Origin of the sequence: Citrobacter sp. RHB35-C17 (genome assembly GCF_013816795.1) — a bacterium.
Classification (GTDB): domain Bacteria; phylum Pseudomonadota; class Gammaproteobacteria; order Enterobacterales; family Enterobacteriaceae; genus Citrobacter_A; species Citrobacter_A amalonaticus.
Genome location: NZ_CP057150.1, coordinates 1,818,160 through 1,841,413, shown reverse-complemented (window position 1 = coordinate 1,841,413; position 23,254 = coordinate 1,818,160). Strand labels below are relative to the sequence as shown.

Here is a 23,254-nt window from a genome sequence, read left to right as displayed (position 1 = left end):
TCTGCTGCGCAGAGCAGATTATTTTTTCAGCTGTGCAAATGCCTGAATAATCGCGTCAATCTGCTCGTAGGTATGTGCGGCATTAACACTGCAACGCAGCAACGTAATCCCGGCGGGGGCAGCCGGTGGCAAAATGAGATTCACATAAACGCCAGCGGCGATCAGTTCTCGCCAGATACGCAGTCCCTCTTCTTTTGCACCAATAATCACCGGTACCACAGGGCTGATGTGCGAACTCAGCTCATAACCCAGTTTCTCAAGCCCTTCATACAGTCGCGCTGCGTTATCCCACAGCTTTTGGCGCAGCTCCGGTTGTGTTGCGATCGTTTTCAACGCAGAGCGGACGGTTGCAATGCTCGACGGCGATGGGGATGCGGTAAAAATGTAGGGACGACTGGCGTAACGCAGGACATCCATGCCCTGATCGCCGACGGCAAAACCACCAATAGAAGCCAGGCTCTTACTGAAGGTTCCCACAATAATATCGACATCCTGCTCCACACCGGCGGCTTCCGCCAGTCCCCGTCCCTTCGCGCCCATCACGCCGAAGGAATGGGCTTCATCGACAATTAAAAAGCCACCCAACCGTTTTTTGATCTCGACAATATCGACCAGTGGCGCAATGTCGCCCAGCATGCTGTAAATGCCTTCGACAATGATGATCGCGTCTTTGGCGCGCTCACCAAGGCGCATCATGCGCCGCTCGAGATCTTTCGCGTCATTATGACGAAAGCGGATAATTTCAGCTCCACCTAACGCGCAGGCATCATAAATGCTGGCGTGGCTGTCAGCATCCAGCAATACCACGGCATTGTGACTGGCAAGCGTGCTGATTATCCCCAAATTCGCGGTATAGCCTGTGGAGAATACGATGGCTGATGGTCGCTCAAAAAACTCGGCAATCTCCTTTTCTAAGGCTAAATGTGGTCCATAGCTGCCATTCGCCATTCGTGAACCGGTCGTGCCTGTCCCCTGACTGGCTAAAGCGGCCTGCCCCTCGGCAATCGCCTGTGGATTAAAGGTGAGCCCCAGATAGTTATTCGTACCTGCCAGAATAATTTTTTGGTTGCCAATCCGTCCTTCCGTTGCGGAAAACACCTCATCGATACAGGTGCCAAATGGGTTAATTCCTGCCATGCTAAATTGTTCTCGCTCGCAGGCCAGGCGCGAAAATTTATCATAGAGACTCATTGATACTCTCCAGATAAGGGATTAACGCTTCCATTAATTGCGCCGGGGTTCTGACATCCAGCAAAATATTAATAGGGATGGAAATGTCGAATTTATCTTCCAGCAACATTAATAAATCCATAACTTTAATCGATTCCAGCCCAAGATCATTAACCAGATCGCTGTCAGGATGGATATCTACGCCGCTTTCAACCATACCCTGTAAACACTCAAGGGTGTAATCCATTACTTCTTCATGATTTAACATAGAAAATAACATACCTGTAATATAAATAATTAAAATAACCCCTGCCGTAACGCATATTCCAGGCTAACCCGGGGAAACCAATTTATTTTCTCGCACAGAGATTTATTATTTGCCGACCAGTCAGAGTGGATTAACTCACAAACTTTACTCCTGGTTAACATCGGTTCTTTTCCGGCAAACCGACTGATTAACGTACTCGCGTCGGCAAACAATGTGAGTAACGGTAACGGAATGGTTACGGTGCGAACCGGTCCGTTGCGCACTGCGGCCGCAATTTCCTGAATGCGTTGCCAGTTGTAGCCACCGGCAACACCATCGCAGAGTTCATACGGATAAACCGACATCCGGTCGGCCATGAGCCATTGACTGACAGCCTGCGCTAAATCGCTCACGTGCAAAAATGACAAACGGGCCTCGGCAGCGCCAAAACGCGGAAGGTAACCGCGCAGCATCGCGCGAAACAGCGGTGTTAACTCTTTGTCACCGGGTCCATACACTGCCGTAGGTCGAAAAATCCCCAGCGTAATTTCTGCGGCCATCGTCGTTAGCCGTTGTTCTGCGACATACTTGGAATTTGCATACCATGAGAGTTCCGGGTGACGTGCTGCAAGCGACGAGATAAACAGAAAGCGTCGACAGCTGCCGCTCTCTTTCGCGGCCTGCATCAGCCGTTGGCTGCCTTCAACATTGCAGCGGGTGAAGATCGCTTCTGTGTGTCCGCGAACCTGCCCGGCACAGTGGATGACATGTTCCGCCCCGGCGACCAGTTGCGCCAGTACCTCACTGTCTTCCAGCGCCCCCCTGATCCAGACAAGATTATCGCGCACGTCGTGGCGAATCGTTCGGGTTAACGCCCGAACGGCAAAACCGCGGGACAGCAGGTCATCAATAATATGCTTCCCGATAAAGCCGGTTCCACCTGTCACCGCAACCGTGATGCTCATTGCAAGTATCCCGGCATAGGGATCGGTGAGTTAAGCGACTCAGCAAAGAGATTCAGGTAGCGTTTTTTTGCTTCCGCACGCGCTGGTTTCCCGGATGATGTCCGTGGAATACTGTGCGGCGGCAAGAGTTCGATGCTGACAGAAACCCCAAACTCGCTTTGTACCCGTGCGGTCAGGCTATGGACGATCTGCGCCCGACGTTCTTCACAACTGACCCGGCACTGGATCTGTAAAATAATCCGTTCCTGAGACGTCACAAATGCTATCGCATCGCCGGAATGTATTTCCGGTTCCTGTTCCGCAATATACTCAATATCCTGTGGCCAGATATTCCGACCGCGAATAATGATCAGATCTTTTATACGTCCCGTCACGTACAGGTAGCCATCCAGAAGATAGCCCAGATCCCCGGTATCCAACCATCCCGTTGACTGGATATCCTTCTGCGAAACCGGATCCTGAAAATAACCACTCATCAGACTCGGACCGGAAATGCAGATATGGCCAACGTCTCTTTCAGGCAATGGGCTCCCAACTTCGTTACGAATTTCAATGCGGTGGCCGGGAAGCGCTTTACCGCAATTCACGAAGGTAGATATCGCCCGGGTACTTTTCGTCGGCGCAACCGCTTTACCCTGGCATTCGAGTACGTCGCGATCGACATCGTTCACCTGTGAGCCGGAGGCTTCATCAGAAAAGCTCACCGCCAGCGCATTTTCAGCCAAACCATAGCACGGCATGAATGCTTTGCTGTCAAATCCCGCGCGCTTGAAACATTCGCCAAACTGATTCAGTTGTCCGGCGGAAATGGGTTCTGCCCCCACTCCGGCTACGCGCCAGCAGGAGAGATCCAACCCGGCAAGTTCGTTGTCATTGATACGACGCAGGCATAAATCGTAACCGAAAGGCGGCGCAACGGAGACGGTGCAGCGGTTCTGACTGATTAATTTCAGCCACTGCAGCGGGCGCATAGCAAAATCCTGGGTGCGCAGATAGTCAACGGATAGCTGAGTCGCCACAGGCGTAAGCAGAAAGCCCACCAGCCCCATATCATGATAAAAAGGCAGCCAGGATACGCAACGGTCACTGTCTCGCAATTTGATTCCATCATGGCTAATCACATGCAGATTCGCCATAACTTCACGGTGAGTAATAATGACGCCACGAGGAAAACGCGTGCTGCCTGAGGTGTACTGAAGGTAAGCAATATCGTCTGGCGACGGTAATGGCAACTCAATATCCTTTTCCGGCAGCGCATTAAATTGCGCATTGCTGAGAATGCGGATTGCCGCACCATGCTCGTTGACCACATTTATCAGCGACAACCATTGGTCACTGCTGATGATAGCCGCAGGCTTACAACTGGCGAGCAGGCCCTGCAATTTCGCGGAATAAGAATCGCGTTGTCCAACCCCCATAGGAATGGCCAGCGGTACCGCCACCAACCCCGCATACTGACACGCAAAAAAGGCTTCGACAAAACCGACGCTGGTTTCCGCAATCAGCGCGACGCGATCGCCCTTGTTGAGATTCAATGAAAGCAACCGTCTGGCTCCGGCTTTAGCCCGCATTTTTAGCTCTCGGTATTCCAGTACTGCTTCAGGCTGAATGCGTCGATCATAAAAATTCATTCCTGCATTTCCCAAAGCGGCATAGTCCAGAGCTTCCACCAGGGTTGAAAAGTCAGCATAACGCATAGGAAGAGAATGAGTTGAGATTCTATTGGACATATACACCATGAAAATGTTTGAATTTAAAATCGATGGATATACAAAAAAAATAATCGGCGGGTGATAATATAAATTAAATAGTCATTAAACAGTATCTCTTTTTTGGCTAAAAGATCATCAGCAAAATTAATGTTTTTCTGCATTTCAATTTCAATAATTATGATATTACCCAGCTAAATATTTTATTTCATTCTCCGAAGGGAGAGTTATCATTAAACGCCCTGTCCACCTCCTGTCTTATGTTTTACCGTCCTGTTTTATCACCAACCGCATTAAGTGGTAAAAGAGAGAAAGAAACATTCAGTAATTTATTTCGTTTCGACTGACAACATAGCAGTCAGTGTAATTATGTTTATTTCTGCACTTTTTATTTAAGGCTGTTTATGATTCAGATACAAAAAGTCATGAATAAACATGACCTCAACACGTTTATCTCTTTCCCTTCTTCACTTTATTGCGCCGACGACAGCTGGATCGACCCCTTGCGCCTTGAACGCGCAGAGCATCTGTCCGCGAAAAATCCGAGTTCTGAACATATTCGTTGGCAGGCATGGATCGCTAAAAAAGCAGGACGGGTCGTCGGACGCATCACGGCACAAATTGACACCCTGCATCGCAAACGGTATGGCAACGACACGGGTCATTTTGGCATGCTCGATGCCATCGACGACCCTGAGGTCTTTAGCGCACTGTTTGCCGCCGCCGAATCATGGCTGAAATCCGCCGGGGCGCAAAAAATCACCGGACCTTTTAGCCTGAACATTAACCAGGAAAGCGGCCTGCTGGTTGATGGCTTTGAGACGCCGCCCTGCGCGCTGATGCCACACGGGAAACCCTATTATGGCGCTCACGTGGAACAACTGGGATACACCAAAGGAATCGATCTGCTTGCCTATTGGATGCAGCGCACAGATTTATCTTTCTCACCGTCGCTGGTCCGACTGATGGATCAGGTGCGTCAAAAGGTCACCATTCGCAGCATCAACCGTAAGCGGTTTAGTGAAGAAATGCAGATTCTGCGTGAAATTTTCAACTCCGGATGGCAGCACAACTGGGGATTTGTCCCTTTCACGGAACACGAATTCGCCTCCATGGGCGAGCAGCTCAAATTCCTTGTTCCGGACGATATGATTCACATTGCTGAAATAGATTCGGTGCCTTGCGCCTTTATCGTTGGCCTGCCGAATATTAATGAGGCGATCGCCGATCTCAACGGTCGGCTGTTGCCTTTCGGCTGGGCCAAACTGCTCTGGCGACTAAAAGTGAGCGGCGTACGCACCGCGCGGGTGCCTCTGATGGGCGTTCGTCAGGAATATCAGTTCAGCCGCATTGGCCCGGTCATGGCTCTGCTGTTAATAGAGGCATTACGCGACCCGTTTGCCAGACACCATATTGACGCGCTGGAGATGTCCTGGATTCTGGAGTCTAATAGCGGGATGCGCACAATCCTGGAACGCATCGGCGGAGTTGCCTATAAGCGCTATCGCCTGTACGAAAAACAACTCTGACTGCGGTCTGAAGAAGCAAACGCGGGTATCAGTAAGTTCCCTCTTTAAAGCAGGTCTTAGCCCATAACGTATGTTTTTCTGCTAACAGGCGTCGCAGTAAATGTTCGGTTTTAATGGCCCACATCAGGTAGCCAAAGCCATTCAATTCACGAACGTCAATCCTGACGTAACCCGGAAGGGCTTATCATCTGTATAGAATATCAGTCTGATGCGGCAAGGGGTGCCCCCTGCCGGATCTCCCTTGCCATAGACGTGCTGAACAGGACACGCGAAAAAGGAATCCGTAAGGATTCCCTTTTCTGTTACGTTTCAGTGCCCGTTGATCGTTTCATTCACTTCTGAGCCTGGTGGAAAATCCGCCACAGAAAGGACAATATTCAGGCCCTGAGGCCGGAATGTTGTTGAATGAATCAACATATATTTATACCAGCGAAAAAATAACCGCTTATCCCTTACGTTAATACGTTCAAGAATACTGTACAACCTTGAGTATATCGACTTCTGGCTCAACCCCAGATATTGCGAAGCGTCAGCATAGGTATCCAGACAAACAATCGCATTGAGCGTGTGTTTATCCGCCCGATTCATCTTCGCCATAAACTGGCAGAACTCACACGTCTGCTCCCCACTGTTAGCCTGCGCATCCTTAAGTTTTTCAATAATCAGACTAATAGAATCACTATAGTTTATATGTTGTTTCAGGAACAAATTATCTTGTTTATCTGAAATACTCACTAATGTATATTCAGCGACTATGGCGCAACAGCATCGTGTTTGTACCCACATTGCAGGAAGAAAGCAGAATGGTTTCCGATCTGATGGCCTCGCTGCCCAATTTTTTATTTCACTCAGCGCAAGAGCGATCAGTGGAGAAATTTTATCATCGACAACCACGTTATCCCTCCTTGTATCGCTATTCGCAAATATACACTTAACTTAAAAAAAACTGCCAAATGATATAACTGTTCAATCTAATACATCATGATAGGAAAAAACTATCACTATTCTTATTTCTATCGTCACACCAGATCGGAATATTAACAAAAACCAACATATTTATATAAATATCAATTTGTTACAAAAAACAAAAAAGTCATATGGTGTAACAATACAGAAAACAAACAGAAACAATAAATCAACACAACAACGTGTTAAATCATAAAAAAACCAAGATTATTTAATCGCCACCCAGGAAAATAAATAAATATCAGCATCAATCTTAGGAATTATTAAAAATACATTTTAAGAATCTTCTGAAAATACTTAATTATCCTACAAACACAAGAGAAGAGAATGTTAATTATTAACAAGAAATTATTTAACGTATTTAAAAACAGGTCCTAACCTTTTATGGATTATTAAATAATTATTATAACCGCGTCACAGAAACAATCCATTTTCGCTGTTTTAACGATTAATTGTGGACGCACCTGGCCGGACGTCTTTGTGAGACAGAAAGGAAGAAGGTTTCAGGTGTGATAATTATTTAATACGGTCGTTGCTTTCGCCACGACGCTTCTCTTCTGGAGAGAATACGACATAGCCCTCAGGCTATGCCGCATTACTTACTTTATCGTGCGATTAACGCAAATACGCCCCAACCGAAGTATTCCCGGGTGTAGGTGACATGGCGTTCAGGTGCTATCGTCAACTCCGCGCGAACCTCATCGGCAAAATCATCCTCTGCATTAGCTTCTAACCAACGGCGCATTGTCAGCCATTTCGCCGCTTCATATCGGTCCCAGCCCTCCTGGTCTGCCAGCACCATTTCCACAACGTCATAGCCGAGTTCGTTGAAAGAAGCGACGAGCCCAGGAAGGGTGAGAAAATCAGCCTTCGACGAAACACCACAGGCCTGGGCGATCTCTTCCGTTGCGGGAACCTGACGCCAGTAAGGTTCACCGATCAGTATCATTCCGCCTGGCTTGAGGCTTTTTGCCAACAGCCCGACGCTTCCGGCTACGCCACCGGCAATCCAGGTCGCGCCAACACAGGCCGCCACGTCGCATTTTTCGTCCGTGACGTAACCCGCCGCGTCGTTATGAATAAAATGGACGCATTCGCTGACGCCAAGCTCTTCAGCACGCTGTTTTGCCTGGGCAGTAAAAAGCTGGCTCATGTCGATACCGGTACCGTTAATGCCGTGATCGCGCGCCCAGGTGCAGAGCATCTCACCAGAACCACTGCCGAGATCAAGAATGCGCGCTCCCGGCTTCATGCGTAACACCCGGCCCAATGTGGCATACTTTTCCGGCGTAAACGGGTTATGAATGCGATGTTCGCTTTCGCTAATCGTAAAAATACGTGGGATATCCATTAGTTAATTCCTTTCATTGCGTTACGAGTAACAGAGCGTTCAGTCTGATTGTTATTCACGCCAGTGCTCCGGTTTCATTAAGGCCTGCGCACATTGGATGTCGCCGGCACGATCAAAGGGTTGTGCGGAGAGGGACTGCATCATCCAGCAGGCCTTATGTTCCTCCGCAATGGGGTAAGGCGCGGGAAAGCCTTTGTCTCCTGCACAGGGTTCAAATCCATGTCGCGGATAGTAAGTGGCATGACCGAGAACAAAAACGCACTGGCATCCCATCGAACGTAAGTGTTCTATACCGGTACGAATCAATAATCCGCCCACGCCCCTCCCCTGGTATTCAGGGATGACCGCCAGGGGAGCAAGGATATGCATCAGAGGGGAATCCATTTCTCCTTTGAATGTCGCCCGGGTAAACAGGATATGCCCGACGGCGTTACCTTCCTGTCTGGCCAGCAACGATAACGTTGGACGCGCAGTGTCGTCCTCGAGCAAAGAAGCCACCAGGCAGGCCTCTTTACTGTAGCCAAAGGCGCGGGTTTCGACTTCCCGGATGTCGTTGGTATCACTTTCATCGGTAATATGAATAGTGAAGTTGCGTGTTGTCATAACGCTCTCCTTAGCGGTTATCTGGCTGAGCACGCACGTTGTTCAGCCCGGTGGTATTAATGCGGTACGGCTGACCATTGACGGATTTGATCAGCTTTTTGGTTTTGAGTTTTTTGAAGACGGCAAGTGTACAGTCGGCGAGCAGCAGCCCTTCGCGGCTGTAGCATTCAACGGCGGTGACGCGGCCTGACGCATCGCGGACGTGCGCAATACGTCCACCTTTGGCGAGAACGTGTAAGGTACGTTGTTCCTGACGGGATAAATTCATACTGGAAAACCTGTTTAATCATCATGTGCAAAACGTGCAAACACACAGCGGTGTCCGCATTCGATTTCGGCGCATTGATAATCAGTCCGGCCTGAAAAGGTCGGGGAAACTGATTATCAGATGATTACATTCTCCAGCATCAAAGCCTCGGGTTGAGTTGAAAGGTATTTACGAGATGAATGGTAACACGTAATTTCAGCAGGGATATGCGCAGGTCGGAAAAATGTGATCGCCGTCGAAATCACGCCCGTCGTCGCAGACATTGCCTCATTTACCATCCCAGGCCATATTTGCGAAGATGAGAATAACCGAGATTGAGCGCCAGATTCAGGGTCGCGCCCCCCATTGCCTGCCGCTACCGACAGGCAATAGAAACGTACTTACCGCTGATGCGTTGCCGCTTTCATGCTCATCACAAATGCCTTTAACTCAGCCAGCATCGTTTCCTCATTATCTCTGTTTTTCTCAATAATCCTGACGATGGCAGAGCCTGAAATGGCCCCCGTCGCACCAGCGTTAATTGCATCCGCCACCTGATCGGGCGTGGAACCCCCAAACCCCTGCAGTGTCGGTGGAGCCTGTTGCATAAGATATGTTCAGCATTCGTCTGCATAGTAGACAAACGCCAGCTTATTGCCGTCGGGATCTCTGACATAGGCGCTATGAAAGCCTTGTCCATACTGTGGTCTGTGACCCGGCGCGCCTTCATCCGCGCCGCCCAGGCGAAGAGCGAGCGCGTGAAGTTGTTGGATATGTTCGACGGATCGGGCATTCAGCGCCACCATCGTGCCATTACCGACACCAGCGGCCTGGCCATCAAAGGGTTTGCCAACGCACAATCCGGTGGTGTGGTTTTCACTGAACATCCCCCATGATGCGCCCTCTTCGCCGCGGCCTGCTTTCGGGTGCCCAAGCAGCTCCATTAACGGATCGTAGAAACCGATCGCACGTGGCAGATCGTTCGTACCCAGCATGATGTAAGAAAACATATTCCCTCCTCATTTGATGTCGCAGGGATTATCCGCTTGATCCCCCTGCGGGCGTCACCGTCAGGTTACGTGTGACTAACATACCGAACGGCAGCGAGTCGTTAAGCGCGTCAGATCAATAGAACAGACCTATACCATAATGAAGATTGATTGAACTTATATCCCCGGCGATCGCCGTTTTGCTGGTTTCAACGTATCTCTTGGCCGGTGAGCAGGATGGCAACGCTGGAATTTTTTTTCATGTCCCTTTTCCGCTCAGTACGCCATCCAGTATGTATGGATAAAATAAGATGGATGAGAATGCGGTTCTGACATTGCTCAATGAGCGGGGTATGTATTTGCCGATCGGATTTATTACGGCTGTTGGCTTTTTACGGTCATTTTCCGACAGACGTTCAATCTGATGACATACTCCGGTTTAAGCATGATGCGCCTTCATCCTGACTTTGTGAGTTTTGTAGTGACTGGTATCAGTGCTATCTAGCGCAACACAACTTTACCCAGCAGATACGTGGTTGCCTGTCCGCCGATATGTACACGCTCCCCGGCACTCTGACAGCGTAGCTCCCCACCGCGTTCGGCCCCCTGATACGCCAGCATCTCCGTTTTGTTCAGTTTTTCCGCCCAGTAAGGAATGAGCATGCTATGCGCTGAACCGGTAACGGGATCTTCCGCTACGGCTTCTCCTGGACAGAAGAAACGGCTGACAAAATCGTATTTCCCTTCACCCGGTGCGGTGACACAAACCATTTTCCCTAAAGGGATCATCGCGTGGATATTCGGGCGCAGCGCGTCAACCTGCTGCTGATTATCCAGCACCACCATATAATCCCGCCCAACGCGCATGTCTTTGTATTCCGTGATACCCAACGCCTCCAGCAGAAGAGACGGCGGCGTGACGGACTCGGTTCCCCAGGCAGGAAAATCCAGCGTCAACCATTCACCGCTACGTGCAACAGTCAGCGGGCCAACAAATCGGGTAGTAAAATGGATACTGTCGCGCGGATAATCCAGATGTTCAAAGATGACATGAGCTGCCGCCAGCGTGGCATGCCCACACAGATTGATTTCTCCCTGCGTGGTAAACCAGCGCAGCGCAAAGCCGTTTTCAGCGGGGACAAAATAGGCCGTTTCTGACTGGTTATGTTGTTTAGACATCTTCAGTAACGTCTCATCAGGCAACCATTCGGTTAGCGGACAGACTGCTGCGGCATTGCCGCCAAACGTCGTGGTACTGAAGGCATCAACCATGTAAAAATCAATTTGTTGCATCGCGCAAACCTCGAATGTTCTTTGTGTAATTTACACTTTATCATGCCACGACGACCTGTCGTCTTTCATTTTCAGGTATTCATATTCAGCGTACTGGCAGTGCGATAATTCTGCTATTAAAACTGCGTACAAGATCACATTTAATCATCGCATTACGGTTCAGCATGTTGAACAAGGCATATTTTCAACTGTGCAATGCCGATATTATTTATTCTAACCACAGGAGGGAGCCAGTATGGTTCGCAAAGGGTGTAATTCATTAGTCCGTGCCGAAAAAATATTAACTCATATTGCATGGGTAGGCGTGGTGAGTTATATGGAGCTATTAAAAGAATTCCAGTATCCCAAAAGCAGCCTGCTTAATTTATTAAATGTGATGGTGGAGTGCGGCTTCTTAATTAAAAACAAAAACGGCCATTATTCGCTGGGAATAAAAAACTACGAACTGGGTTGTCAGGCACTGCACCGCCAAAATATCTTTGAGGTGACGAAACGGCCTATGCAGGAGCTGTCGCTGAAAAGCGGCCTGGTTTGTCACCTGGGGGCAATGGAGCGCTATTCTGCTATCTATCTCGACAAGGTTGAAAGCCCGGAATCAGTGCCAACGAGTAAAAGCTGGATTGGCAAAAAACTGGAATTACACATTACCGCGCTGGGTAAAGCGTTATTAGCCTGGAAAACACGGGAAGAACTGGATTATTTTTTAGATGCGATCACGTTAACGCCGCATACGCGCAATACGTTAACCGATAAAAAGTTATTTCTGGAGGAGTTGCAAAAAACACGACTTCGGGGATGGGCCATAGACAGTGAAGAATCAACCTATGGCGCGGTATGTTTAAGTATGCCGGTATTCAATATGTATAACCGGGTCAACTATGCGATCTCGCTGTCAGGCGATCCTGTGGTTTATTCAGGAAATAAGATCGACGGCTATCTGGAACTGCTCCGCAAATGTGCCGGGCAAATATCTTATGGGCTGGGCTACAGAAACGAAAATGAGTATTTACGAAAAGGAAACTGAGGTAATGAGAAAATTCAGCGGCATTATTCCACCGGTATCCAGCACGTTTCATCGTGACGGGACCATTGATAAAACAGCAATGCGTCAGGTTGCCGACTTCCTGATCAATAAGGGAGTCGACGGGCTGTTTTACCTTGGCACCGGGGGTGAATTTAGCCAGATGAATACCGCCCAGCGAATGGCATTCGCCGAAGAAGCCGTTGCCGTTGTCGGTGGTCGGGTTCCGGTCCTGATTGGCGTCGGTTCGCCTTCTACTGATGAAGCGGTCAAACTGGCACAACATGCCCAGGCCTGCGGCGCTGACGGCGTCGTCGCAATTAACCCCTACTACTGGAAAGTCGCGTCACGCAATCTTGACGACTATTACCAGCAGATCGCCCGTAGCGTCACGCTGCCGGTGATCCTGTACAACTTTCCGGATCTGACCGGTCAGGACTTAACCCCAGAGACCGTGAAACGTCTGGCGCTGCAAAATGAGAACATCGTCGGGATCAAAGACACTATCGACAGCGTCGGCCATCTGCGCACGATGATTAACACCGTTAAGTCAGTGCGCCCGTCATTTTCGGTCTTCTGCGGCTACGACGACCATTTACTCAACACCCTGCTGCTGGGCGGCGATGGCGCAATATCCGCCAGCGCGAACTTTGCTCCGGAGCTCTCTGTCGGTATCTATCACGCTTGGCGCGAGGGCGATCTGGCAACTGCCGCTACCCTGAATCAAAAGCTGCTGCAACTGCCGGCGATTTACGCCCTGGAAACGCCGTTTGTCTCACTGATCAAATACAGCATGCAGTGCGTGGGATTGCCGGTGGAGACGTATTGCTTGCCGCCGATTCTCGATGTGTCAGAAGAAGCCAAAGAAAAAGTCCATGCGCTGCTGGTCGCGCAGGGAATTATATCGCTCTGAGGAGAAGATCATGTCTGTTCGCTCTATTTTTGCTGACGAGAGTCACGATATCTACACCGTCAGAACGCACGCCGACGGGCCTGACGGTGAACTGCCGCTGACGGCAGAGATGCTCATCAACCGCCCGAGCGGGGATCTGTTCGGGATGACGATGAATGCCGGAATGGGCTGGTCTCCGGATGAGCTGGATCGCGACGGCATTTTGCTGCTCAGCACGCTGGGAGGGTTACGCGGGGAAGACGGTAAGCCCATCGCACTGGCGCTGCACCAGGGTCACTACGAGCTGGATATCCAGATGAAAGCGGCAGCAGAGGTGATCAAAGCGAACCGCGCCCTACCCTATGCCGTGTATGTTTCCGATCCCTGCGACGGACGAACACAGGGTACAACGGGCATGTTTGATTCACTGCCATACCGTAATGACGCCTCAATGGTGATGCGCCGCCTGATCCGCTCCTTGCCCGATGCGAAAGCCGTTATTGGCGTGGCGAGCTGTGATAAGGGACTCCCGGCCACCATGATGGCCCTCGCCGCGCAGCATGACAAACCGACAGTGCTGGTGCTTGGTGGCGCGACGCTGCCCGCGAAGGATGGAGAAGATAACGGCAAAGTGCAGACCATCGGCGCACGCTTCGCCAATGGCGAGTTATCGCTACAGGACGCTCGTCGTGCTGGCTGTAAGGCCTGTGCCTCCTCTGGCGGCGGCTGTCAATTTCTGGGTACCGCCGGGACATCGCAGGTGGTGGCCGAAGGTCTTGGGCTGGCGATCCCGCACTCTGCGCTAGCCCCTTCCGGTGAGCCGGTATGGCAAGAGATCGCCAGAGCATCCGCGCGGGCAGCGTTGAACTTATGTAAAAAAGGTATCACTACCCGGGAAATCCTTACCGACAAAGCGATTGAGAATGCGATGACGGTTCATGCAGCGTTCGGCGGTTCAACAAACCTGCTGCTGCACATCCCGGCGATTGCCCATCAGGCAGGCTGCCATGTCCCGACCGTTGACGACTGGATCCGCATCAATAAGCGTGTGCCCCGACTGGTGAGCGTGCTCCCGAATGGTCCGGTTTATCACCCGACAGTGAATGCATTCATGGCAGGCGGTGTGCCGGAAGTGATGTTGCATCTTCGCAGTCTTGGATTGCTGCATGAAGACGTGATGACCGTAACCGGCAGCACACTGAAGGAGAACCTCGACTGGTGGGAACACTCCGAGCGGCGGCAGCGATTCAAACAGCTGCTGCGCGACCAGGAACAGATCGACGCCGACGAGGTGATCATGTCACCGCAACGCGCACGGGAGCGTGGCCTGACTTCAACGATCACCTTCCCGGTTGGCAATATTGCTCCGGAAGGATCGGTGATCAAATCCACCGCCATTGACCCTTCGGTAATTGATGATCAAGGCATCTATTACCATAAAGGGGTGGCGAAGGTTTATCTGTCCGAGAAAACAGCAATTTACGATATCAAGCACGACAAAATTAAAGCAGGCGATATTCTGGTCATTATCGGCGTTGGCCCTTCCGGTACCGGGATGGAAGAAACCTACCAGGTCACCAGCGCCCTGAAACATCTGTCTTATGGTAAGCATGTCTCCCTGATCACGGATGCGCGTTTCTCGGGCGTTTCCACTGGCGCGTGCATTGGTCACGTGGGACCGGAAGCCCTCGCCGGGGGGCCAATCAGTAAATTACGCACCGGGGATATTATTGAAATCAAAATTGATTGCCGCGAACTTCAGGGCGAAGTCAATTTCCTCGGAACCCGTAACGATGAAAAATTACCCTCACGGGAGGAGGCTACCGCAATATTGAACGCCAGACCCAGCCATCAGGATTTACTTCCTGATCCGGAACTGCCAGACGATACCCGGCTTTGGGCGATGCTTCAGGCAGTGAGCGGTGGGACATGGACGGGCTGTGTTTACGATGTGAATAAAATCGGTGCGGCCCTGAACGATTATATGAATAACACCTTAAAGCAAAAATAATAATATCCTGACCGCTAAATAACCCGGCTACACATTATTAAAACATTGTGTAGTCGGACTATGACCGGTCGCAACCCTACAATGAGAGGACGTTATGCCACTAATTATCGTTGTGGCAGGGATTGCTTTACTCCTGCTTTTAACCATTAAAATTAAACTCAATACGTTTGTTTCCTTAATTATTGTCTCGATTGTTGTCGCCATTGCCAGTGGAATGGATCTGAATAAAGTCGTCACGTCGGTCGAATCCGGCCTTGGCGGTACGCTGGGCCATATTGGTTTAATCTTCGGCTTCGGCGTGATGCTCGGTCGCTTACTGGCTGACGCGGGTGGCGCACAGCGAATCGCCCTGACCATGCTGAATTATTTCGGTAAAAAGCGGCTTGACTGGGCGGTAGTCTGTTCAGCCTTTATCGTCGGTATCGCACTCTTTTTCGAAGTTGGCTTAATTCTTCTGGTGCCTATTTTATTCGCCATCGCCCGTGAAGCGAAAATATCGCCGATGTTTATGTGTGTGCCCATGCTTTCCGGTTTGCTGGTCGCGCACGGTTTTTTACCCCCGCATCCCGGCCCAACCGTTATTGCCCGTGAATATGGCGCAGATGTGGGACTGGTACTGATCTACGGCATTATTGTCGGCATTCCGACCTTTATTCTTTGCGGGCCGATATTGAACAAATTCTGTCAGCGGATTATTCCTGACGCGTTTAAAAAAGAGGGGAATATTGCCTCCCTCGGTGCGACCCGCCGGTTCAGCGAAAACGAAATGCCCGGCTTTGGCATCAGCTTTCTCACCGCGATGCTGCCGGTGATCCTGATGGCGGTAGTGACAATTATCCAGATGACCCATGCTAAAAACGCCTCGGAGTCAGGCACGTTCTATAACGTATTACTGTTCTTAGGTAACTCGACGATTGCAATGCTGATCTCGTTGCTGTTCGCGATTTATACCATGGGTCTGGGTCGCGGAAAGACAATCCCTGAACTGATGGACTCCTGCGGCAAAGCCATTGCCGGTATCGCAGGACTGTTGCTGATTATCGGCGGTGGTGGCGCATTCAAGCAGGTGCTCATCGATTCTGGCGTGGGTCAGTACATTTCTACTCTGGTCTCAGGCATGGATATTAATCCGATTCTGATGGCCTGGGGCGTTGCCGCGTTCCTGCGTATTTGCCTGGGTTCTGCCACCGTAGCAGCGATCTCGACTGCCGGACTGGTTATCCCGCTGCTGGCGGTACATCCCAACACTAACCTGGCGTTGATTACGCTGGCCACTGGAGCAGGTTCCTGTATCTGCTCCCACGTCAACGATGCCAGCTTCTGGATGATTAAAGACTTCTTCGGCCTGACAACCAAAGAGACGCTGCTGTCCTGGACGCTGATGTCAACGCTGTTATCCATCTGCGGACTGATATTTATCCTGCTCGCCAGCATGGTTCTTTAATTCTCCTCTCGCCAGTGGATCGCGTTGTCGATTCACTGGCGCCCCTCCCTTCACGTGGTATCAGAAAACAACTGTTAACAGCTTACAAACGTCAGCAATGGGCCGAGCAGCAGTATTGTTACTTTTGTATTCTGTTAACGCGAACCACAAGCGGTTGCGTTTTGGTGTCCAGACTGCCGTTAATACTGATCATTTGATCGGGTTTTACCGTGCGACCATCAAAGACAGAGAGTGGAATCAGCGTATGGATACTGCCGGTTTTATCGCGAAAAACAAATTTATCATCGCCCAGATCGTCAATCAGATTACCACGCAGAGAGATGGTTGCGCCGTCATGCATGGTTTTAGCTTGTTGAACCGTCATGGTTCTCGCATCTTCAACACCACGATACCCCTCATCCAGGGCGTGAGGCGGCGGCGGTGCCGTATCTTTTTTCAGCCCACCATTATCGTCAGCAAACACTGTCGGGATTAAAAAACAACATAGTAATGGTGCCACGGATAATTTCATTTCACCCTCATCTCATTGTCGACTTGACTTATTAAGTCTGATTGCTATTCCTTAATCTGGCAAACTGGAAGAGTCTTAAAAGGTAATAGTGTTACGAATCAGATAACTGACGGGATACAAGCGAAACGGTGAGGTTAAAGATGCCCAGAGAAAACATGAAAGTCCCCGGCATTGAAGAGAGTCAGCGTTTTCTGAATTTTGAAGCGAGATTTCATAAGATTGGGTTTGTCATTTTACTGTGTATTATTTCCCTGGCCATAGTCGGTGTTTTTTCTGGTGGTTATTTCAGTGATTCGGTGAAGAGGAATACTACCGGGGAGGTGACATTAAATTTTGAACGGTTTGGTCGATTGCAAACAGAATTTAAATTAAAAATCTCTGCTACAGACCAACGATCCGGGAAGAATATTTATCGCATTGGTGGAGATTTCAATTCTTTTTATGAGACAGCGAATATCTGGCCTCAACCTGACAGCATGTACAGCAAGGGAGACGATCTGTACCTGGTGTATAACACACATGAAAATCAGCAAGATACCTCTATATGGTTACTCGTTACCCCTGTAAAGCCTGGCAGCGCAAAAAGTGTTATTCAATTAAACTCCGGCCCTGTAATCGATTTCAGGCAATTTATTTATCCGTAGGAGGTCTGTATGGAAATGGTGCTGAGGGCCTTAGCCATTTATCTTATTTTACTGGTCGTGTTTAAGATTGCTGGACGCCGGGCGTTATTACAAATGACCAGTTTCGACCTGATTTTGCTGTTGATTATTAGCGAAGCCACACAGCAGGCATTATTAGGCAATGATTTCTCCGTTACCGGAGCAATGCTCACCATTGTCACGTTGGTGACAATCGACATATTGTTCGGATTCATTAAAAAACAGATGCATGGGGCTGAATCTGCTCTCGATGGATCACCGGTTATTCTGCTGGAACACGGCGAACCATTAATGGAAAAGATGAAAATGGTAGATGTTTCTCTCGACGATATCTTAGTGGCTGCCCGGCAGAGCCAGGGCATTACGGAGCCGGGTAAAATTAAATACGCCATTCTGGAGCGTAATGGGCATATTTCAATTATTCCTGATGAGGATTAAGGAAAAAGAGAATGAAAAAATCGGCATATAACGAAGCGAAAACCGCTGGCGTGTTAACGAAACAGTTCGCGAAGACGTTTATTGCCAAGGGCTTATCCGCGACCACAGCTGAATCGACATCTGGCTACCGCACTTTGCGCTGAGGCAGATATGTCCGCATTGATGATGCTTCGAATTCATTAAATTTGTTCTACGCTTATTTATGCTTGTCAGAAAGATAGACTGAGGTGAATGAATGGCTAATAAATATAATGAAAAACAGGTGGCTATTATGACAAAGACAGAGCGTTTTCCTGCTCGCCTTGTCCACACCCACAACAACGCTTTGCGGAGCTTATTGGAAAAATGCAACCACGTCCCGCTGCCCCGATCGTTGTGAAGAAAGCTATCCGGGATAGTGGTCGACTTTTTGGCAGCAAAAAGCAACCTTCAAGACTCATGTCTACTCAATATTATGGATTACCAAAGCGGCGATCGTTGCTTTTACAAAATCGCAGGCAAAGCGACTGGCGCTGATAAATGCTGTTACTGGACGGTTTTACAATGTTGTGGAGACCAACCACAGGAGAACGACTGATGAAAGTACTGACCTGTCAGCGCTCTCAACATGTCAACATCGATACACTCGCGGCGGACGATATCGTTGCTCTGGCTGAATATTTATCCACCCAGGGTTCATATAACCTTGATGTTATACGTATTTAGTTTGAATCCTCTATTCCCAGATACCCAGGAGATTACATGGCTGACGTAAATGAACGCATTGAAATCCTCGAGAAAAACCTTAATGATCTGAGCCTCGATCTGCACGCATCAAAGGTTGCTATTAACGTTTTATCTACGGTGGTAAACACCCTAAGTGGTGAACCTGGTTTACTTGAGAGATCATATGAGCAAACCAGAAGTTCTGCTCCACTTGTAAAGTTCAATCACCCGGTAGAGGAAGGTTATGAGGATAAACTTACGGAGAGAATATTGAATTTACTCTCGACTACCCAACACGAGCTTTAATAATCCACAGCTTCCTCAGAGGATAAGCGGAATATCCTCTCGGGAGGATCGCATTCCGGGCTCCCCCAGCCAGGGACAAATCTGCCCCGGAACGGGTGTTCCGATATGCACACTATTCCCCTCAATGGAAAACCTGGGCGCAGTAGTGACGTACGCACTGTCTGCCCATGGCATAGCGTGGACAAGCTGGCAAAACTGAAGGTCCCTATTGAACAAAGAGGAGATGTTTATGTCCATCATCACCGCTGAAGGACGCATAGCATATGGGGGATATCAATCAACGGGGAGTCACTCAACTTAAGCAGGTACATTTGTTTTGTATTAAGATGCTTATCCGGCAGGTGCTTTAAGCTCAAGTCCAGGATCAAGATGGATTTTTCAACATGACCAGAACAGAAAGGCTTCTCGAATTATTACAGATATTAAGGGCACAACGATATCCGATCACAGCTTCCGCTCTCTCAGATCGATTAGGCATAAGTGTACGCTCCCTTTACAGAGATATTAAAACGCTACAACACCAGGGCGTGTCCATTGAAGGAGGCGCAGGAATTGGATATATCATCAGGTCTGACTTTCATTTACCTCCCTTAAATCTTTCACATGAAGAAATCAATGCTATTATACTTGGGTTAAATTGGGTTTCTCATAATACGGATTATGATTTCAAAAACACCGCAAGGAATGCGCTTGCCAAAATACATGCCGTTATCCCCGGTGAATTAAAAAATCTTATTGAGAGTCAATCCTATCTGACCGGCCCTTCAGAAAAGAATGAGTTATTTTTCGAAGACATTCGTAGTGCTATTAAAAATCAAAAAAGAATCAACATAACGTATCGTGACAAGAAAGATGTTTACTCTTCTCGGGTCATATGGCCCATCGCGTTGATATATATGGAATCATGCTGGCTTTTGGTTGCATGGTGTGAGATGAGAAATGATTTTCGTCATTTCAGAACTGACCAAATCGAAGAGATTGTGCAACTGGATTCCACGTACAGGGAAAGCAGAACGACTTTATTGAAAAAATGGAGAATTAAAGAAGGAATCTGCGTGGGGAAAGAGTACTGACAAAAACTGTCACAGCGAGTTTGTATACTACCCCAGCAGTAAGACTCAATCCTACTTCATAGGGGGAATTATGGATTTTCAGAATAAAGTAGCTGTGATAACAGGAAGTACTACAGGTATAGGTGAAGCCGTCGCAGAGCAATTACACAAACAGGGTGCGAAGGTCGTCATTATATCCCGCTCATCAGAGCAGGCTAAACAAAAAGCGAAACGGTTATCTTCACAGGGACAACAAGCAATAGGGATCGGATGTGATGTGTCGCAGCCTGAACAAGTACGGAAAATGATAGATGACGTTATCAAATATTTTGGTAGGCTTGATTATGCTGTAAATAATGCAGGCTTAACAGGAGAGCATGATAAAAATATTACAGAGCAGACAGTTGAAAACTGGGATAAGGTCATTGCCACCTCATTGAGCGGCATTTTTTACTGCTTAAAATACGAGATACCTCAGATGATAAAGTCTGGTGGCTCTATTGTTAATTTATCTGCAGTAAATGGACTGGTTGGCATTCCTGGGTTGGCACCTTATACCGCGGCTAAGCATGGTATAATCGGCTTAACCCAAACCGCAGCGCTTGAGTTTGCATGTCAAGGCATTCGAATCAATGCGGTCGCGCCGGGCTATGTCCAGACCCCACGAATGAGTGAATTCCCTGAAAATATCGTACGTAGTTTCGCAAATAGTCACCCAATGAAAAGGATGGCAAGAATGCAAGAAATAGCAGACTTCATATTGTTTTTGCTATCAGACAATTCAGCGTTTTGTACCGGAGGCGTTTATCCCATTGATGGTGGTTATTTAGCTGAGTAAAATTCACTTAACCCTTTTAAATGATAATAATTACCTCACCTGTGTGGTTGGCTAAACGGGAGCGACAGAACACCTGTCGTTCGCGCTTCCGTTGTAGGGCCAATAATAGACACATTATTCGCATGGATTGTCTGCTCTCCATTGGTCATACATGTTCCATTAACCCTATCTGCGTCTGGCATAACGCGAGCAGAATAAAAGATCATTAAGTCTGTTGTGCGCAAGAAGCAGAAATAATGAGCAACGCTATTGTTTATAGCAGCGCAGGCTTGATGCAGGATATCGTCGATAGCGCTATTGTGCTTAACGTGCACGAGATAAACACACTCTACAGGCATAAAAATTCGCGCCATGCTGTGGACATGTTCCATTCGGACAGACTGGCCGCACCCTTGACGTTTAAACAGAAATAGAAGCGATGTGCGGTTGAAACGATAAAAATCGTTGGCAAGCGTTATTCGCCTGAGCACCAGGATCGCACAATGATAAGAAAAGATGACTGATTTCATTGGCTGTATGGGGAAATATACCAAGTGAATATACCAACACTATACCAACAGCCAAAAAAACAAAGGGGTTACCTTTCGGTAACCCCTTTTTTTAATCTGGCGGAAGCGCAGAGATTCGAACTCTGGAACCCTTTCGGGTCGCCGGTTTTCAAGACCGAACGCATTTTTTTATTTTTCAATAAGTTGTACAATTTATTGATAATATCGTTTAAATTTTGCACTCATAAAATCAATTAGTTAAGTACATCTATAGAGTTAGTATTCCAACACTTTCACGCTACATAGACGAGCTATTACTGAACATAGTAGTCGGTTATTGTATGCTTAGATGGTTAATTAAATTACAGGACTGCCATAAATACTTAATTACCCATTTCCTATGGCAACCGCCAGTTCACTACAAAACCATCACACACCGAAGTAAATGAATCGACAATCAGAAACTTCTATCCCTTATCACTGTTTTACATTATATGGCAAACACCTAAGTATAGACATACTGAAAACATCTGAAAATGTGAGCGAAGGATGATTTATGCTTGAATTTTTAGAATGAAAACTTGAGAATAGTAATATAAAATTAAAAAATTATAGAGTGTAATTTATATTCTTTGTCCCTCCGACTCTACCGGAGGTTTTTTTAGTTATTATCTCTGATAGCGAGTTATTTTTTCGTACCTATACAAACCAAAACCAGTAACAGCTACGTTTTATTCCAGGCTCATCTCAGGACGATACAGTCTTGTCCTGCCATTTTGTTTTTTGGTGAAACGGTAAAACAAGTTAGGTTCACTCACAATATACAAATTAGCTTCGTCATCAAGAGCAAGCCCTTCTGCCTGGGGAATATCCTCTGCCAGACCTGCCCATCCGGCATTCAGATACAGGCGATCAGTCACCAGCCCTTCACTGTTTATTTCCAGTACTTTGTTTGATTCATCAGAGAGTACCAGGAGGGAGGCCGTTGGGGAGTGGTAATGCAACCCCGACACGTCCCTGACTGATGATGTGACAGACGCCGGTAACGTGGAGACACTGCTTTCTTCACGCTGGACGTCCACCCGGCTTATGATTACCGGCTTTTTCTCTTTTGCCGCAAACAGCACCTGGTTCTCTTTATCCCAGGCAAGTCCTTCCAGACCGTTATTGCCGGGTCGGGTGTAGCCTTCTAGCGGTATATTAGAAAGAAGCTGGTAGTTTCCTTTTAGGATGTCTATGTTTACCAACCAGGCGCTCCCATCTTTCTCACTGCCTACCCGGAACAGGTTATCTCCCATCCACTCCACAGCTTCCGGATCCGTAATTTCAGGTATGGGCAGACTGCCAGTCCGCTCACCATCAGATGTCAGCCAGACCACTTCCGGCGGTTTATTAACCACAGCAAAAAGCAGTCTGTGTTTATCTGACCAGGTCAGCCCCGATAAATTATCCTTAACGCCTTTAACCTCTTTTCCTTCAATGTCTGCCACATATGCACGTAGATTCAGCGCTGAAGGCTTGTCGTTATATCTTTCATATAACCGGTAAAGGTAACGGATATCTTCTTTGATATAAAACAAAACAGCAAAAATAACCACCCCAAATATTATTGCACGTCTTAAATATATAAAAGTCATTTTTATTACAAAAAATAATCACAGTAAATGGGTAATGTAAATAATGAACCAATATCAGAACCACACAGAAGTGTGCGTTATTACGGACACCATTCAAAAAAAATAACACTGGTGCAACCTGAACATCAGAAATAAATATAAATAGCGTTCGTCACACGCTCCCTTAGCCGGGCATCATAG

23 protein-coding genes and 3 pseudogenes are annotated in these 23,254 nt (G+C 48.2%); 13 read left to right on the top strand and 13 right to left on the bottom strand.

What is annotated here, in order from left to right:
* Positions 1-18 precede the first annotated feature (18 nt).
* Genes HVZ37_RS08635 through HVZ37_RS08620 form a run of 4 tightly spaced genes read right to left on the bottom strand, consistent with a single transcriptional unit; the run spans position 19 to position 4,112 of the window.
* A complete protein-coding gene (locus HVZ37_RS08635; RefSeq protein ID WP_043001070.1) occupies positions 19-1,191 on the bottom strand; it encodes an aminotransferase class I/II-fold pyridoxal phosphate-dependent enzyme in 1,173 nt (390 codons plus the stop codon).
* Positions 1,178-1,438: an acyl carrier protein gene (locus tag HVZ37_RS08630; protein WP_043001963.1), complete on the bottom strand. Its 261-nt coding sequence runs from the start codon at positions 1,436-1,438 to the stop codon at positions 1,178-1,180. The genes HVZ37_RS08635 and HVZ37_RS08630 overlap by 14 nt, the downstream gene beginning before the upstream one ends.
* A 29-nt stretch (positions 1,439-1,467) precedes the next feature.
* Positions 1,468-2,382: an NAD(P)-dependent oxidoreductase gene (locus HVZ37_RS08625; RefSeq protein WP_181628339.1), complete on the bottom strand. Its 915-nt coding sequence runs from the start codon at positions 2,380-2,382 to the stop codon at positions 1,468-1,470.
* On the bottom strand, positions 2,379-4,112 hold the full coding sequence (locus HVZ37_RS08620; RefSeq protein WP_220132976.1) for a fatty acyl-AMP ligase: 1,734 nt from the start codon (positions 4,110-4,112) through the stop codon (positions 2,379-2,381). The genes HVZ37_RS08625 and HVZ37_RS08620 overlap by 4 nt, the downstream gene beginning before the upstream one ends.
* 383 nt (positions 4,113-4,495) lie before the next feature.
* Here HVZ37_RS08620 and HVZ37_RS08615 point away from each other — a divergent pair, with 383 nt between their 5' ends.
* Together HVZ37_RS08615 and HVZ37_RS23095 are read left to right on the top strand one after the other, a co-directional pair.
* Entirely contained in the window at positions 4,496-5,620 is a 1,125-nt protein-coding gene (locus HVZ37_RS08615) for an N-acetyltransferase (protein WP_181628337.1), read from the top strand.
* A 100-nt stretch (positions 5,621-5,720) separates the two neighbouring features.
* Positions 5,721-5,878, top strand: a pseudogene (locus HVZ37_RS23095) (deoxyribose-phosphate aldolase); the annotation flags it as partial.
* Between the two features lie 51 nt (positions 5,879-5,929).
* Here the strand turns inward: HVZ37_RS23095 and HVZ37_RS08610 are convergent.
* From HVZ37_RS08610 to HVZ37_RS08580, 7 genes and pseudogenes are all read right to left on the bottom strand, one after another.
* The gene (locus tag HVZ37_RS08610) at positions 5,930-6,514 is read right to left on the bottom strand and encodes a hypothetical protein (RefSeq protein ID WP_044258110.1); all 585 of its coding nucleotides are present in this window, start codon (positions 6,512-6,514) and stop codon (positions 5,930-5,932) included.
* Positions 6,515-7,190: 676 nt separating this feature from the next.
* The gene (locus HVZ37_RS08605) at positions 7,191-7,937 is read right to left on the bottom strand and encodes a class I SAM-dependent methyltransferase (RefSeq protein ID WP_181628336.1); all 747 of its coding nucleotides are present in this window, start codon (positions 7,935-7,937) and stop codon (positions 7,191-7,193) included.
* Positions 7,938-7,992: 55 nt separating this feature from the next.
* A pseudogene (locus HVZ37_RS08600) lies at positions 7,993-8,540 on the bottom strand (N-acetyltransferase).
* Positions 8,541-8,550: 10 nt separating this feature from the next.
* The gene (locus HVZ37_RS08595; protein ID WP_043001077.1) at positions 8,551-8,808 is read right to left on the bottom strand and encodes a YjhX family toxin; all 258 of its coding nucleotides are present in this window, start codon (positions 8,806-8,808) and stop codon (positions 8,551-8,553) included.
* A 380-nt stretch (positions 8,809-9,188) separates the two neighbouring features.
* Positions 9,189-9,389, bottom strand: a pseudogene (locus tag HVZ37_RS08590) (tryptophan synthase subunit alpha); the annotation flags it as partial.
* Positions 9,390-9,404: 15 nt separating this feature from the next.
* On the bottom strand, positions 9,405-9,797 hold the full coding sequence (locus HVZ37_RS08585) for a VOC family protein (RefSeq protein WP_043001079.1): 393 nt from the start codon (positions 9,795-9,797) through the stop codon (positions 9,405-9,407).
* Between the two features lie 480 nt (positions 9,798-10,277).
* The gene (locus HVZ37_RS08580) at positions 10,278-11,069 is read right to left on the bottom strand and encodes a PhzF family phenazine biosynthesis protein (RefSeq protein WP_181628335.1); all 792 of its coding nucleotides are present in this window, start codon (positions 11,067-11,069) and stop codon (positions 10,278-10,280) included.
* Between the two features lie 235 nt (positions 11,070-11,304).
* Here HVZ37_RS08580 and HVZ37_RS08575 point away from each other — a divergent pair, with 235 nt between their 5' ends.
* The 4 genes from HVZ37_RS08575 (at position 11,305) to HVZ37_RS08560 (ending at position 16,437) form a co-directional block, all read left to right on the top strand.
* On the top strand, positions 11,305-12,093 hold the full coding sequence (locus HVZ37_RS08575) for an IclR family transcriptional regulator (RefSeq protein WP_181628334.1): 789 nt from the start codon (positions 11,305-11,307) through the stop codon (positions 12,091-12,093).
* Positions 12,094-12,097: 4 nt separating this feature from the next.
* The gene (locus tag HVZ37_RS08570; RefSeq protein ID WP_043001082.1) at positions 12,098-13,003 is read left to right on the top strand and encodes a dihydrodipicolinate synthase family protein; all 906 of its coding nucleotides are present in this window, start codon (positions 12,098-12,100) and stop codon (positions 13,001-13,003) included.
* A gap of 10 nt (positions 13,004-13,013) precedes the next feature.
* Positions 13,014-14,993, top strand: coding sequence for a xylonate dehydratase YjhG (yjhG, locus tag HVZ37_RS08565; RefSeq protein WP_181628333.1), 1,980 nt, complete (start codon positions 13,014-13,016; stop codon positions 14,991-14,993).
* Positions 14,994-15,087: 94 nt separating this feature from the next.
* On the top strand, positions 15,088-16,437 hold the full coding sequence (locus tag HVZ37_RS08560; protein ID WP_043001084.1) for a GntP family permease: 1,350 nt from the start codon (positions 15,088-15,090) through the stop codon (positions 16,435-16,437).
* 118 nt (positions 16,438-16,555) lie between these two features.
* Here the strand turns inward: HVZ37_RS08560 and HVZ37_RS08555 are convergent, their stop codons facing one another.
* Entirely contained in the window at positions 16,556-16,948 is a 393-nt protein-coding gene (locus HVZ37_RS08555; protein ID WP_043001085.1) for a YdeI family stress tolerance OB fold protein, read from the bottom strand.
* A 140-nt stretch (positions 16,949-17,088) separates the two neighbouring features.
* Between HVZ37_RS08555 and HVZ37_RS08550 the strand changes: the two genes are divergently transcribed.
* From HVZ37_RS08550 to HVZ37_RS08530, 7 genes are all read left to right on the top strand, one after another.
* Positions 17,089-17,592 carry a hypothetical protein gene (locus HVZ37_RS08550; RefSeq protein WP_181628332.1) on the top strand — a complete coding sequence of 168 codons (504 nt, stop codon included), beginning with the start codon at positions 17,089-17,091 and terminating at the stop codon, positions 17,590-17,592.
* A gap of 9 nt (positions 17,593-17,601) precedes the next feature.
* Positions 17,602-18,048, top strand: coding sequence for a YetF domain-containing protein (locus tag HVZ37_RS08545; RefSeq protein ID WP_043001087.1), 447 nt, complete (start codon positions 17,602-17,604; stop codon positions 18,046-18,048).
* Between the two features lie 11 nt (positions 18,049-18,059).
* Positions 18,060-18,191, top strand: coding sequence for a hypothetical protein (locus HVZ37_RS23225; protein WP_256434419.1), 132 nt, complete (start codon positions 18,060-18,062; stop codon positions 18,189-18,191).
* Positions 18,192-18,624: 433 nt separating this feature from the next.
* On the top strand, positions 18,625-18,753 hold the full coding sequence (locus HVZ37_RS23220) for a hypothetical protein (RefSeq protein WP_255347751.1): 129 nt from the start codon (positions 18,625-18,627) through the stop codon (positions 18,751-18,753).
* A gap of 36 nt (positions 18,754-18,789) precedes the next feature.
* Complete coding sequence (locus HVZ37_RS08540; protein WP_044258129.1) at positions 18,790-19,059, top strand: hypothetical protein; 270 nt, start codon at positions 18,790-18,792, stop codon at positions 19,057-19,059.
* 383 nt (positions 19,060-19,442) lie between these two features.
* A complete protein-coding gene (locus HVZ37_RS08535; protein WP_044258130.1) occupies positions 19,443-20,132 on the top strand; it encodes a YafY family protein in 690 nt (229 codons plus the stop codon).
* Between the two features lie 70 nt (positions 20,133-20,202).
* Positions 20,203-20,949, top strand: coding sequence for an SDR family NAD(P)-dependent oxidoreductase (locus HVZ37_RS08530; RefSeq protein ID WP_142765032.1), 747 nt, complete (start codon positions 20,203-20,205; stop codon positions 20,947-20,949).
* A 1,219-nt stretch (positions 20,950-22,168) separates the two neighbouring features.
* Here the strand turns inward: HVZ37_RS08530 and HVZ37_RS08525 are convergent.
* Complete coding sequence (locus tag HVZ37_RS08525) at positions 22,169-23,035, bottom strand: SdiA-regulated domain-containing protein (RefSeq protein WP_235188486.1); 867 nt, start codon at positions 23,033-23,035, stop codon at positions 22,169-22,171.
* Between the last annotated feature and the right edge of the window lie 219 nt (positions 23,036-23,254).

What these genes read in the sequence shown, in the direction of transcription:
- HVZ37_RS08555 (WP_043001085.1), bottom strand. Translation starts at nt 16,948, where the DNA reads ATGAAATTATCCGTGGCACCATTACTATGTTGTTTTTTAATCCCGACA.
- HVZ37_RS08630 (WP_043001963.1), bottom strand. Translation starts at nt 1,438, where the DNA reads ATGTTAAATCATGAAGAAGTAATGGATTACACCCTTGAGTGTTTACAG.
- HVZ37_RS08620 (WP_220132976.1), bottom strand. Translation starts at nt 4,112, where the DNA reads ATGTCCAATAGAATCTCAACTCATTCTCTTCCTATGCGTTATGCTGAC.
- HVZ37_RS08530 (WP_142765032.1), top strand. Translation starts at nt 20,203, where the DNA reads ATGGATTTTCAGAATAAAGTAGCTGTGATAACAGGAAGTACTACAGGT.
- HVZ37_RS08635 (WP_043001070.1), bottom strand. Translation starts at nt 1,191, where the DNA reads ATGAGTCTCTATGATAAATTTTCGCGCCTGGCCTGCGAGCGAGAACAA.
- HVZ37_RS08570 (WP_043001082.1), top strand. Translation starts at nt 12,098, where the DNA reads ATGAGAAAATTCAGCGGCATTATTCCACCGGTATCCAGCACGTTTCAT.
- HVZ37_RS08595 (WP_043001077.1), bottom strand. Translation starts at nt 8,808, where the DNA reads ATGAATTTATCCCGTCAGGAACAACGTACCTTACACGTTCTCGCCAAA.
- HVZ37_RS23220 (WP_255347751.1), top strand. Translation starts at nt 18,625, where the DNA reads ATGAAAGTACTGACCTGTCAGCGCTCTCAACATGTCAACATCGATACA.
- HVZ37_RS08625 (WP_181628339.1), bottom strand. Translation starts at nt 2,382, where the DNA reads ATGAGCATCACGGTTGCGGTGACAGGTGGAACCGGCTTTATCGGGAAG.
- HVZ37_RS08580 (WP_181628335.1), bottom strand. Translation starts at nt 11,069, where the DNA reads ATGCAACAAATTGATTTTTACATGGTTGATGCCTTCAGTACCACGACG.
- HVZ37_RS08550 (WP_181628332.1), top strand. Translation starts at nt 17,089, where the DNA reads ATGCCCAGAGAAAACATGAAAGTCCCCGGCATTGAAGAGAGTCAGCGT.
- HVZ37_RS08535 (WP_044258130.1), top strand. Translation starts at nt 19,443, where the DNA reads ATGACCAGAACAGAAAGGCTTCTCGAATTATTACAGATATTAAGGGCA.
- HVZ37_RS08585 (WP_043001079.1), bottom strand. Translation starts at nt 9,797, where the DNA reads ATGTTTTCTTACATCATGCTGGGTACGAACGATCTGCCACGTGCGATC.
- HVZ37_RS08615 (WP_181628337.1), top strand. Translation starts at nt 4,496, where the DNA reads ATGATTCAGATACAAAAAGTCATGAATAAACATGACCTCAACACGTTT.
- HVZ37_RS23225 (WP_256434419.1), top strand. Translation starts at nt 18,060, where the DNA reads ATGAAAAAATCGGCATATAACGAAGCGAAAACCGCTGGCGTGTTAACG.
- HVZ37_RS08575 (WP_181628334.1), top strand. Translation starts at nt 11,305, where the DNA reads ATGGTTCGCAAAGGGTGTAATTCATTAGTCCGTGCCGAAAAAATATTA.
- HVZ37_RS08540 (WP_044258129.1), top strand. Translation starts at nt 18,790, where the DNA reads ATGGCTGACGTAAATGAACGCATTGAAATCCTCGAGAAAAACCTTAAT.
- HVZ37_RS08545 (WP_043001087.1), top strand. Translation starts at nt 17,602, where the DNA reads ATGGAAATGGTGCTGAGGGCCTTAGCCATTTATCTTATTTTACTGGTC.
- HVZ37_RS08560 (WP_043001084.1), top strand. Translation starts at nt 15,088, where the DNA reads ATGCCACTAATTATCGTTGTGGCAGGGATTGCTTTACTCCTGCTTTTA.
- HVZ37_RS08605 (WP_181628336.1), bottom strand. Translation starts at nt 7,937, where the DNA reads ATGGATATCCCACGTATTTTTACGATTAGCGAAAGCGAACATCGCATT.
- yjhG (WP_181628333.1), top strand. Translation starts at nt 13,014, where the DNA reads ATGTCTGTTCGCTCTATTTTTGCTGACGAGAGTCACGATATCTACACC.